Here is a 12,740-nt window from a genome sequence, read left to right on the forward strand (position 1 = left end):
GTTCCTTTCCCCTTATATAATCAATAGTTACTAAAAGGTTACTATATAACTTTAAAGTAGGTACTATACACAACACCACCACAATTATATACTAAACACCAAGAATAACAAGGAGGAACAAACAAATGATTCAATCGCTATCAGATAAAGTAGTTCTTAACAATGGTCAAAAAATTCCCGGATTAGGATTAGGTGTTTTTCAAATTCCCAATGAAAAAGTAACCGAAGTGGTGAAACAAGGGATTATTAACGGTTATCGTCTCATCGACACAGCTCAAATTTATGGAAATGAAGAAGGGACAGGAAAGGGAATTAAAGAAGGGTTAGCCGCAACGGGCCTAACTCGTGAAGATTTATTTATTACTTCCAAAATTTGGAACGCTCATCTTTCACAAGAAGAGGCACTGGAATCTTTCAATGAAACATTGACTAAGTTGCAATTAGACTATTTAGATTTATTTTTGATCCATTGGCCAGGGAAACACGCGTTCAAAGATTCTTGGTTAGCTTTAGAAAAATTGTATGATGCTGGAAAAATCAAATCGATTGGCGTAAGCAATTTTGAAGTGCATCATTTAGAAGAATTAGCCACATTTTCTAAACTCACTCCTGCTCTAAACCAAATTGAGCTTCATCCAAAATTGGCACAGCATGAATTGCGTGCATATGGCGAACAACATAATATCAAGATTCAAGCATGGTCTCCTTTGATGCAAGGTCAACTATTAACTCATCCATTAATTACGGAAATTGCTGCTAAGCATCAAAAAACACCAGCACAAATCATCTTACGTTGGGACATTCAGCAACAGATTCTTTTAGTCGTTAAATCTGTTCATGAAGAACGAATGCGCAGCAACGCTGACATATTTGATTTTCAATTGGATGATCAAGATATGGAAAAATTGAATGCTTTGAATGAAGGTCTTCGCAGTGGCCCTAATCCCGATGAATTTGATTTTTAATAAAAGAACAACTTAGTTCATCTATTAAAATCACCAGTTCTTACTGGTGATTTGTTTTTTGATAGAAGACATCCATTCATCGATGATTTACAAAAAAGAGCTATGACAAGATTTTTGTCATAGCTCTTTTACGTAAATAAGTTTAAGTATCTGCTTGTCACTCTTTTATTTCAGCAACTCTTTCATTCCATAAACACCCAAGTCATAAATTCGCACAGCTGTATCTGAACCTTGTGTAGGTTTGTCCACACTTACTTTTACATATCGTGCTTGTTCGACAGCAAAGGTATTGATACTATTTTTTTTCGTATTATTGATCGTTCGTGATACTTTCTTATACTCTTTTCCATCTTGACTTACTTCGATTGTATAAGCTTTTGTATTCATATCTGCACTCTCGCCACCCGCTTCGGCATGTGCGAATCGAACTTCACTAACTGTTTGGCTAGCACCAAGGTCGACAATGATTTCATGGGGAGGTGTTCCTGTTGCACACCATTTTGTTTTCAAGTTTCCATCAACTGCAAATTCAGGTGCTTCCGAATCATTGGTAAAGGAGGAAGCATCTGTTTTCGCATTTAACGATAACAACGCCAATTCGGCAGGGACCTTTTGACTAATCGTAATCAAGCCCTCTATCTCAACCGGTGTTTTTCCTTCTTCATTTTCTGCAGTCAGTTTTACTTTATATACACCTTCTTTTTCATAAGTAACCACTGGTGCATCATCCGTACTCGTTTCAATATCGCCACCTTCAAACACCCAAGTTACTTTGTCCGTATTAGAAGAAGATGTATTTGTAAACCTAATTTGTTCCCCAGGAGCCGCTAATGTTTTAGAAGCAGTAAAACTCGCTTTTGGTAATGTATTATCTGGCCATTCAAACGAAATCGGATCTGATGCCTTTCCTTGATTTCCAAGAGCATCAACGGGGACGATTTCCAAGTTTGTTTGCTGCGTGTTCTTTTGTCTTTCTAATCCGTTGATGTAATGGGTCGTTGCAGGCGTAGCACCTAAGAAAGAGCGAGTATCGTCTTTATTTATTCGATAAATTTCATAATGATCCGCTTGACTTTCTTTGCTATCCCACACTAAACGAATTCCCGCATAATTACTTTCTTCTTCATCAAACACGACGTCTTCTACTTCAGCATTTGCAACAATCAATTTTTCTGTGGAAGGTGAGTCAGTCATTGCAAGCTGCCCTAAATGTAATTCATAAGTATCATTTGTTTTTTCTGAAGTTATTTTATAGGAAAGGGAAGTGATGGTTTTTCCTGCAAATTTTTCTAATGAATAGTTCAAAGTAGTCCACTCATTTCCTACTTTTTCACTTGGTTCAATCGTTTCTGTACTTCCGTCTTCAAATGCCAAAACAACAGCTAGGTTGGTCGTATCTGATGCTTTCGCAGTTGTAGTTATTTCTGAATCTTTCGTGACTGTTGTTTCCATTCGATAAAGTTTCACTTGACTAGTAGCATTTTTAGTCATATTTCCTCTAAATAGTAAGGAATTTCCTCCATTGAAAGCCTCAGCATAATCCATCCTAATTGATAAATCATTGTTCTTGTCATGTTCCATTATCCAACGATACGTCGGCATAATATCTTGCATGCTTCGATTATTCCAATCTAAACTTGATACCTTTTGGCCTTTAATGAAATAATTATACCCATTCCCTGTATTGAAATTCGTTACAAAAGGCAAAGAAGTGATAGCTGTTTGCTCCAACGCATACGTTGAAATTCCCGGCCAATCTTGCCCTTCTAACGCGCTAGTTTGAGTGGGATCTCCTTTGTCATTGACCCAAAAACGTTCTTCCCGATTTTGAAAATCATCTGGATCACTCGCAGAACTGTATGTCCAACTAGGAACATATAATCCTAAAGAAGTATATGGAACACCCTTATCATCCACAAATAAATCCCAATCAACTGGCGTAGCGTACCCTTTTTCTTGAACATCAATTCCTGCAAATAAATCATAAGGGTCGATCCCTAATTCATTTGCTTTTTCCTTAGATGCTTTCAAAAGTTCCTTACTTGCCAATTGCTCCGTATTCCACCAGAAATTCAGAAACATGCTATCCGCTACTGGATTCATGTTTGCATCTACTAAATAAGCTTGGTTTTGATCAGTCAAAGCATTTTGCCAATCCATTTTTCCTTCAGACGTCATCGAATCATACCACATGATAGCTAAATCAGCTTGTTTCTTCTTAAATTCTTTGATAAATTCTTGCATCAAATCGGCGTGTTCTTTGGTTAATCCGCCCGCATTATCTGCTGTTTGCTCCTTTTTATTTTCTTTAGCCTCATCAAAGCTAGTTACAACTGTATCTGTTTCTTGGTTAATGAACCAGCCATCAAACCCATAACTTTGAGCAACTTCAATCAGCTTGTCAACTAAAGGAAATGTACCATCGGCATCTTTTTTCAAGAAAGTATCTAGCCATTCGATTTTCCCACCATGCGCAGTTTGTGGAAAGAACACAGTTCCCAACACTGGCACACCATTTTTATGCGCTGCGTCAGTCACATCTGGGCTAGGAGGAACGATGATTCCTTCACCAGATGAACCACCCCAGTAAACAAGTTGGTCGATATATTGCCAGTTAGAAAAAACATTCGCGTCAAATGTGTTGATTCCTCGTGGTGCATTGCCGCTGGTACTACTGTTCATAATGGACAAAGCCACTACTTTCATCTCTGAATTTTGTGTGTTGTTTGAAGGAATCAATTTTGTTTTATCTACTCGTGTTGCCAATGGTACAGTACTAACATTGTATTTTGCATCCTCGTCTTTTGAAAAATCCCATTGCAATAATTCTTCTGGAAACCAATAAGAAGATTCTGGTTGATTCGTCATACCTCGATCAACTTTTGCTTCTTCCGTTTCCTGATAGTCAATCGAATTTGACTCTGCATTATTTTCGACACCGCACCCTGAGACACCAACTATCCCGAATACCAACAACAATCCTACTCCACTTTTAACCCAACAATTCACCCATGATTCCTCCTATCATTTTTTTATCCTTCTAAAATGATAGCGCTTACTTAAAAAGAAGTACATGAACAAACTATAGAAATATGAATACAAAATATAGATTCAACTCATTTTATCATTACAGTTTTTTATTTGTTTGCAACGAATCCATCCGACTATGTCAAACCAAGAATAAAAAATCTGTAAAAAAACAGACCCCACCCGAAGATGAGATCTGCCAAATATTGCGTAAACAATAATTTGATTATTCTGCAGCGTTTGCGTCTTTGAGACCGTATTTTTTGTTGAAACGGTCCACACGTCCGTCTGCTTGTGTGAATTTTTGACGTCCAGTGTAGAATGGATGTGAGTCAGAAGTTACTTCGACACGGATGACTGGGTATGTATTACCGTCTTCCCATTCAACTGTTTCTTGTGAAGTTTTTGTTGAACCTGACAAGAATTTAAAACCAGTTGTTGAATCCATGAATACTACTGGATGGTAATCTGGATGAATGTTTGCTTTCATAGTTTTTTCGCTCCTTTGCCCTGCTTCATTTGCTGAACCAGAGTTAATTTGTCGATTTACAACAGTAACATCTTATCATGTTTCATTCAAGGTTGCAATTATCTTTTTTGATTTCTTATTTGATTTTTCTTGCCAAAGGAAACATCTTGAAACTCCGCAAAAAACTGCTGGTTGTTTTTTGTTTTCCGCAAGAAACGAATCAATTGCTCCGTGTATTCTAAAGAATCACCAATCATATTTTTACGTAATTTCCAAATTTCTTCTAATTGTGTACTTGGAATTAGCAATTCTTCTTTACGCGTTCCTGATTTTTTGATGTCGATTGCTGGGAAGATTCTTCTTTCTGCTAATTCACGTGACAATTGAAGTTCAAGATTTCCCGTTCCTTTGAACTCTTCGTAGATGACATCATCCATTCGACTGCCCGTATCTACCAGAGCAGTTGCTAGGATTGTTAAGCTCCCACCTTCTTCGATATTACGTGCTGCCCCAAAAAATTTCTTTGGTTTATACAACGCAGCTGGGTCAATTCCTCCACTTAAGGTTCTACCACTTGGCGGAACCACTAAGTTATAGGCTCTAGCAAGTCGTGTGATACTGTCCATTAAAATAACAACGTCTCGTTTATCTTCAACCAACCGCATTGCACGTTCTAAGACTAATTCTGCGACACGTGTATGATTTTGTGGTTGCAAATCAAATGTTGAAGATACCACATCTCCTTTTACGCTACGTTCTAAGTCAGTCACTTCTTCCGGTCGTTCATCAATTAATAAAACAATCAATTCAACATCAGGATAGTTCTCCGTGATGCCATTAGCAATTTCTTTTAAGACCGTTGTTTTTCCTGCTTTTGGTGGCGCAACGATTAGCCCACGTTGGCCAAAACCGACAGGAGAAAAAATATCAATCATTCGTGTGGATAATCGATTAGTGGTTGTTTCTAATGTTAACTGTTCTTGTGGGTAAAGAGGTGTTAATGCCGGAAAATGAGGTCGTTCTTTTGCTTCTTCTGGATCTTTTCCATTGACACTTTCGACATGCATCAATCCATAATAACGTTCTGATTCTTTTGGTGGGCGGGCTTTTCCAGCAACTTTATCCCCATTTCGCAAACCGAAACGGCGTATCTGTGAAGCGGAAATATAGATGTCTTCTACACTTGGACCATAATTGATTGGACGTAAAAATCCATACCCATCTTGTCCTACGATATCTAAAATTCCTTCCATATAATAGAACCCTTGCTTTTCTGCTTGCGCACGAATCACAGAGAGAGAGAGTTCCTTTTTATTCATTTTACTGTAATAAGGAATTTTAAAATCCTTGGCATAGCTATAAATTTCTTTTAATGTTTTATTTTCTAGCTCCGCCATTGTCAAATAGTCGCTCATTCAGCCTCCACTTCCTCAATCATTTCAATTGATGCACCTAACGCGGTTAGTTTTTCGATAATGTGATCATATCCACGTAGAATATATTCGATATTATAGATTGTTGTCGTTCCTTCTGCTAGCAATCCAGCAATAACTAAACAAGCCCCTGCACGAAGATCCGATGCTACGACTTCTGCACCATGTAACTTACTTGGACCATTGACAATGATCATGTTTCCTTCAACTGAAATATCTGCACCCATTCGCGCTAACTCTGGTACGTGATTGACGCGTTTCGCATAAATCGTGTCGATAATTTCTGCAGTGCCAGATGTCATTAATAACAATGGAGTCAAAGGTTGTTGCAAGTCTGTCGCAAAACCTGGATATGGATAAGTCATCACATTCACTGCTTTCAAATCAGTCGATGGATAAACTTCGATTTCATCTTCGCTGATTTTCATTTTGACACCAATTTCTTGTAACTTAGCAATGAAGCTTTCGAGATGTTCAAAAATAACGTTTTTTACTTTTATTCCATTCCCAGCAGCTGCTGCAAGAGCTAAGTATGTTCCCGCTTCGATTCGGTCAGGAATCATGAAATGACGACAACCATGTAATTCTTCGACACCATCAATACGGATAATGTCCGTACCCGCGCCGCGTACTTTTGCTCCCATGTTGTTCAATAACGTCGCAACATCAATAATTTCTGGTTCACGAGCCGCATTTTCAATGATTGTTTGCCCTTTTGCTTTTACTGCCGCAAGCATGATATTGATTGTTGCGCCTACGGAGACTACATCCATGAAAATTCGATTTCCTTGCATTTGGTCATTTTTAGTTCGCAAATACATCGCGCCATGCTCATTCGTAACTTGTACACCGAGCGCCTCGAATCCTTTAACATGTAAATCAATTGGTCGTGGGCCTAAATAACAGCCACCAGGTAAACCAACTACAGCTTCACCAAATTTTCCTAATAATGTTCCCATAAAATAGTACGATGCACGTAAACTATTGATTTTTCCATTTGGCATTGGCACAGATACGATTTCTGTTGGATCAATTTCTAATACGTTATTTGAAAAAGTAATCTTTGCACCCATAATTTCTAAAATTTCAATTAACGAATGAACATCCTGAATATCAGGGACACCTTCTAAAATCACTGGGGAATTTGCTAAAATAGCTGCTGGAATCAATGCCACTGCACTATTTTTTGCCCCACTAATCGTTACTTCACCTGTTAGTGAACGGCCACCATTGATAACGATTTTCTTCATAAAATCCACCTATTCTTAATTTATTCATACTCGTTAATTTTACCATAGACTGTCATTTTTCAAAAGCTTGGGACTGTACCAGTACATAAACAACTTTTTTTGTCCTTTTCAACCGCTTTTTTCACAAAAAAAAAGACTGAAAAATAAGTTTTCAGTCTGCTTTCTATTTGGCAATTTAAACTACTATTCTCGAACATTCTTTAAATAGCCAAAGACTTGATTCATTTTGTCACTTGACGATGGATTTGATAAACAGCCCCGATCATGCCTGCATCATTTTTTAATTTGGCTGGGCGAACAGCAGCAATCGTTTTATCTTTAAGGTAATGAATTGATTGATGTCGATCCATCAGTTCTTCCAAACGTTTTTGAAAGCGCTGATTAAATTGCTCATTTGAACTGATTCCTCCACCGAATAAAATCAGTTCTGGATCAAAGCAGCTAATTAGATTCAACATTCCCACAGCCAAATCTGTTAAAAATTGTTCTACTGTGTTGATTGCTAATGCTTCACCTTCTGCCTCTCTTTGGAAAATTTCTCGAGCATCTAAAAGCATCGGTGCAGCTACATCTGATTTTTTTTGGCTCAAATTATATTGATAGCAAAGTCCGCCAACAGTTGCTGCTCGCTTGTTCCATGAAACTTCTTCAATATCGCCTTCTGCTGGTAATTGATCAATGATACTCCAGCCAAATTCACCGGCCATGCCGTGAGCGCCTCGAAAAACTTCCCCATTGAGTACGATTCCGCCACCAATACCGGTTCCCAAAACAATACATAAATAATTTTCCAAGCCTTGTGCATTCCCAATCCAATGTTCGGCAATCGCTGCAGCATTAGCATCATTTTCGACAGAAACGGGTAAACCAGTCAGTCGTTCTAGTTCCAGTTTGATATTAGCCCCATAAAAAGGTCTAATTGCACCAGCTGTAAGCATGAATCCATCTTTTTGGATAATTCCTGGTGCACTAATGCCAATTCCCTCAATTTTTTCATATCGTTTCTGAGCATCTTTCACGATTCCATCTAGCTCAACCAAAAAATCTGCCAACTGATAATTTGTCGGAATGACTGATTTTTCTAAAATAGTTCCAGTTTCATCTAGAACACCATATTTCACAGTTGTTCCACCAATATCAAATCCTACATACATATGATCAACTTCCCTCTTCTAAATTCTCGTACGAATGAAAAACGTTCAATAATAACTTTGCTTTGATAAAAATGACTGTACCGATTCCCAAAAAGAGCCATACAAATAATAAACTTGGCAAATAAAGAGGAACCAGTATCCCTCCACCAATTGTTATAAAAAATAATAGGATACTAACCGGTAAATGTTTTAGTGATAAGACGAACGCATTGATCGCTGTTCCTGATAAATTATTTTCAAAACGAGCGATTAACGGAAACAAATATAGTCCCATCAGAACAAGCAATGTGATCAATGACATTACTAAATAATAGGCGATTTTATTTCCAAGCAATAAAGGTTGGATAAAAGGTAGCAGGAAAAAACTCCCCCCACTTACGCCCAGAATCAGCATCCACATTTTCGTTGCCAAAACAAAATTTTGTTTAAACTGATGACCATATTCTTTATACAAAACGCCTTCTTTATGATCAACCATTTTGTAAGCAGTTCCATAAGCGCTAGCTATTGCCGCACCAATTGTGATTACCGGTAAACAGGAAAGTAAAAAAATAATCGTTAGTAATAGCACTTGATAAATTCGTTGCATTCCTTCGTAAATTTTACCTTCCGTACTAAAAATCTTTTGCATTTTTTTACCTCCTAAATGATCCTGTTCACACAAATGAAAAAGGTTGTCTCAACTAGAAACCTTTTTCATTGCTCCAATTTTAGCTTTTCGCCACAAGCTAATTCAGTCATTTTGCTTCCACTAAAAATCATTACACTCATTTTGATTTTTTGAACGTTTTTAGCCGTCATTCACCTAGCTTACCTCAAACTATTTGAACAATCTCTGCTAGTTTCGTAGGTGTTCGCAGATACATTTTTTCAAAAAGAAGTTGAACTTCTCGAAAATTTGATGAATCTATTTTTGAGAAGTTCTTTTTTACTTAAGTCTTCTTTTTTGGTTTAGAGATTACATAGCTAATTTTTCTTTATTCTCTTGAATTTTCTCATTACGAACTTTATTCACATCATCGATTTTATTTTCTTCCTGGAATGTTTTGTACTTAGCTAATAAATCATCTAATTCTTTTTCATCTTTGGCACGTAGCATACCAACTAGTGTTGTACTCCAGTTCGTTTGGATAGCACTTAAGGCACGTGCTTCTTGACTACCTGCATCTGGTCCAATGTTTTCCGTTAAGAATTGAGAAGTTAATTTGCCTTCTCCCCATTGCTGCATTTGTTTTACAGCATCAACGTAAGAATCATCGTTCATAGCTTTAAAACGGTCATGACCAAATTGAATGAATTCACCCATTCGATAGTCCAATTGCCATTTTTCTGGATCTTCTTGTTGAATTTTTCGTGCTTCATCTGTCCATTGCACTTTATCGCCATCTTTTGTATACGTTTCGCCCTCGACCCCAAAGTTCGTTAACATTTGTCCTTCATCACTTAGCAAATAAGTAAATAATTGAATTGCTTTTGCAGGATCTTGGCAATTTTTACCAATATAGTTGATCATCCAACCAGAGATACCCGCTTGTGTTAACGTTGGATCATTCCCTTTGGTGCTTTGAATTCCGTCAACTGCAATGTACTCCGAATCAGGATTAGCCGCTTTGAAGGTTTGGAGCGGGATACCTTGATTAACAAATGAACCGATCATCACAGCACCATATTTGCCAGTTTGTAACTTTTCTTTGAATTTATCACCATCATCTGTAAACGTATCATCTGAAATATTTCCATCTTCATGAACTTGACGAAATGCTTTGACCCATTTGATGTAATCTTCATCTAAATTACGATCATAGTAATCATCCCCATCCGTATAAGGAACACCTAACATATCTTGAACCACACTATCCATTGAACCATTTGACGAACCATCTTTGGCAAAGTCATTGAACCCAAATGGGATCAGTTCAGGAAACTGTTCTTTGATTTTCTTCATTCCAGCAACAAAACCATCTGGTGTAGTGAAATCTGGTTTGCCAATTGCTTCATAGACATCTTTTCGAATAATGAATGCATCCCGGGCAAAGATGTCGCCATTGTCAAAATCTTTTTGAACATTTGAATAGTCTGGATAACCATAGGATTTTCCATCTGAAAGTTTATACCAGTTTAATGTTTCTTGACGTGCCACCTGATTGAAATACGGATCATACGTTTCTGCTAAGTCTTGTAATGGAAGCGCCCAAGAATTGGCTTTTCTAGCTACTTGTGAATTTGAATCAAAGACAGTCACGATATCTGGCATGTCTCCACCAGCAAAATAAGTATTTAATTTTGTATCATCACCTGTGATGAATTTAATATCAATATTCAAGTCTTCTTTTACTTTTTTCGTTACCATATCTTTTCCAAATTCAGTGTTCCACCAATCGGCATTAACATACCAAGTTAATTTTGTTGTTTCTTCTTTTTTATCTAATTTCCAAGCAGGTGTATCTTTCTCTGGTGTATAACGATCTTCAATTGATGGAAGCTCCACTTTTTTATTTGCTGATGCTTCTTCTTTGCTATTGCCACAAGCACCTAAAGCTAGTAACACCGTACTCGTTAATACCAACATACCAACAACTTTTTTCTTTGAGACTCCAAACATTAATTATTCCTCCTATTCTTTGACTGCCCCAAGCATCATGCCTGAGATAAAATGTTTTTGTAGCAATGGATAGATGATTAAAATTGGAACGGTCGTAACAACGATCGTTGCCAACTGTACTCCTTTAGATGTGGTACTGATTTCAACAGCAGCATTTAAGCCTTGTTGCGAAGCTGCCTGAGATTGCGTAATGATTTCATAAAGCTTCATTTGTAGTGGATACAGTGCTTTGTCCGTCACATACAGTTTTGCTGTCATGAAATCATTCCATTGCCAGACACCGTGAAAGAGTGCAATTGTTGCAAGTGCTGGCTTTGATAATGGCACAAATATTTTTAAGAAAACACCCCAATCACTTGCACCATCAATTTTTGCTGACTCTTCTAGTGAAGTTGGCACATCACGGAAAAAATTCATTAGAATAATAACATCGTAGTAAGATAACAATGCTGGGATAATATAAACCCAAAAAGTATTCAACAAGCCTAAAGATTTAATCAATAAATAGGTTGGGATCATCCCCCCAGAGAAAAACATCGTAATAATTCCCATTGTCGAATAAAGATTACGACCTTTTAAATTACGTTTAGACAAAGCATAGGCCATAATTGCACAAAAAGCCGTATGTGCTAATACACCAAGAACCGTCTTTCCAATTGAGATAATCAATGCCTGCCACATGGAAGAATCACCAAGGACTTTGCGATAGTTATCCATCGAGATCTCCGAAGGCCAAAAGACAAAATCTCCTTTTGCCAAAGCATCACTTGAAGCAAAAGAGGAAGCAACAATGTTCCAAACGGGGACGATAATCATGATTGTGAAAACTAGTAAAAGTAACACATTAACAAAATTAAAGATTTTACTGTCTTTGTCTTGTACGACATTACTCTTGGGTTTTGATAAGGATAATTTTCTTTTTTCCAACATTTTTACTCCTTTCTTATAAAACTGACTGATTATCGTTTAATTTCTTAGTAACGATATTCGTTGCAACTAGCAAAATAACTGAAATGATTGAAATCCCTAATCCAACAGCCGTTGCGTAAGAAAAATCCCCCTGCATCAAACCAACGCGATAAACATACGAATTGATTACTTCTGCTTTAGGTTGGTTTTGTGAGTTCATTAAAACCAATGTCTGGTCTAAATTCGAATTAAATAAACCGCTTACACTAAGGATCAAGTTTAACGAAATAATATTTCGGATCATTGGAATCGTAATACTCCATATTTGACGCATTCGAGTGGCGCCATCCATTTTTGCTGCTTCATAATATGTGGGATCAATTCGTGACATCGTCGCAAGGTACAAAATCGTTCCCCACCCGGCTTCTTTCCAAACATCAGATAAAGAAGCGATCCACCAGTATTTTCCCGCATCTAACATATGGTTTTGTTTCGCTTGGATACCAATAAAATTCAAAAGCTCATTGATCATTCCGTTGGAAGAAAACCAAGTAATCAACATTCCTCCGAGTATGATCCAAGAAAGAAAGTGTGGTAAGTAAGAAATCGTTTGGATCGTCCGTTTAAAGACGCTATCTCTTAATTCATAAATCATCACTGCTATAATAATCGGTAAGACAAAACCAAAAGCTAGTTTTAAGCCACTGATTCCTAACGTATTGACTACTGATTGCCAGAAATATTTATCTGCCATAATAATTTTAAAGTTTTCAAGACCCACCCATTGTGCACTTTCAATCGTATCAATCACTGTATAATTTTTAAAAGCAATCACTAATCCGTAGATGGGAATAAAGCTGAATATAATCATGTAGACAATACCTGGAATCGCCATCGATTGTAGTTGCCACTGACGGCCAAAATTTCGAAA

Annotated in this window: 10 protein-coding genes; 1 reads left to right on the plus strand and 9 read right to left on the minus strand. The window is 37.3% G+C overall.

Annotation, left to right across the window (positions count from 1 at the left end; genetic code table 11):
* Window positions 1-125: 125 nt before the first annotated feature.
* Complete coding sequence (locus tag AC4BD1_RS08990) at window positions 126-965, plus strand: aldo/keto reductase (RefSeq protein WP_206907501.1); 840 nt, start codon at window positions 126-128, stop codon at window positions 963-965.
* 165 nt (window positions 966-1,130) lie between these two features.
* On the opposite strand, the gene AC4BD1_RS08995 is transcribed toward AC4BD1_RS08990, so the two are convergent.
* The 9 genes from AC4BD1_RS08995 to AC4BD1_RS09035 all read right to left on the minus strand — a co-directional run bounded on the left by AC4BD1_RS08995 (window position 1,131) and on the right by AC4BD1_RS09035 (window position 12,704).
* Entirely contained in the window at window positions 1,131-3,974 is a 2,844-nt protein-coding gene (locus tag AC4BD1_RS08995; protein ID WP_490485500.1) for an endo-beta-N-acetylglucosaminidase, read from the minus strand.
* Between the two features lie 244 nt (window positions 3,975-4,218).
* Window positions 4,219-4,482 carry a type B 50S ribosomal protein L31 gene (locus AC4BD1_RS09000; protein ID WP_206899662.1) on the minus strand — a complete coding sequence of 88 codons (264 nt, stop codon included), beginning with the start codon at window positions 4,480-4,482 and terminating at the stop codon, window positions 4,219-4,221.
* A gap of 98 nt (window positions 4,483-4,580) precedes the next feature.
* Window positions 4,581-5,876, minus strand: a complete 1,296-nt coding sequence (gene rho / locus AC4BD1_RS09005; protein ID WP_206907503.1) for a transcription termination factor Rho — start codon at window positions 5,874-5,876, stop codon at window positions 4,581-4,583.
* Window positions 5,873-7,144: a UDP-N-acetylglucosamine 1-carboxyvinyltransferase gene (gene murA, locus AC4BD1_RS09010; protein WP_206907505.1), complete on the minus strand. Its 1,272-nt coding sequence runs from the start codon at window positions 7,142-7,144 to the stop codon at window positions 5,873-5,875. Before murA ends, rho begins: the two co-directional genes overlap by 4 nt.
* A 221-nt stretch (window positions 7,145-7,365) precedes the next feature.
* Complete coding sequence (locus AC4BD1_RS09015) at window positions 7,366-8,298, minus strand: ROK family protein (protein WP_490485501.1); 933 nt, start codon at window positions 8,296-8,298, stop codon at window positions 7,366-7,368.
* Between the two features lie 4 nt (window positions 8,299-8,302).
* Window positions 8,303-8,929 carry a DUF624 domain-containing protein gene (locus AC4BD1_RS09020; protein WP_490485502.1) on the minus strand — a complete coding sequence of 209 codons (627 nt, stop codon included), beginning with the start codon at window positions 8,927-8,929 and terminating at the stop codon, window positions 8,303-8,305.
* Between the two features lie 327 nt (window positions 8,930-9,256).
* A complete protein-coding gene (locus tag AC4BD1_RS09025; protein WP_490485503.1) occupies window positions 9,257-10,900 on the minus strand; it encodes a type 2 periplasmic-binding domain-containing protein in 1,644 nt (547 codons plus the stop codon).
* Window positions 10,901-10,912: 12 nt separating this feature from the next.
* Complete coding sequence (locus tag AC4BD1_RS09030) at window positions 10,913-11,827, minus strand: carbohydrate ABC transporter permease (protein WP_067480314.1); 915 nt, start codon at window positions 11,825-11,827, stop codon at window positions 10,913-10,915.
* Window positions 11,828-11,843: 16 nt separating this feature from the next.
* Window positions 11,844-12,704, minus strand: a complete 861-nt coding sequence (locus AC4BD1_RS09035; RefSeq protein WP_490486026.1) for an ABC transporter permease — start codon at window positions 12,702-12,704, stop codon at window positions 11,844-11,846.
* Window positions 12,705-12,740 lie beyond the last annotated feature (36 nt).

It is taken from the genome of Enterococcus sp. DJ147D b, assembly GCF_058216655.1.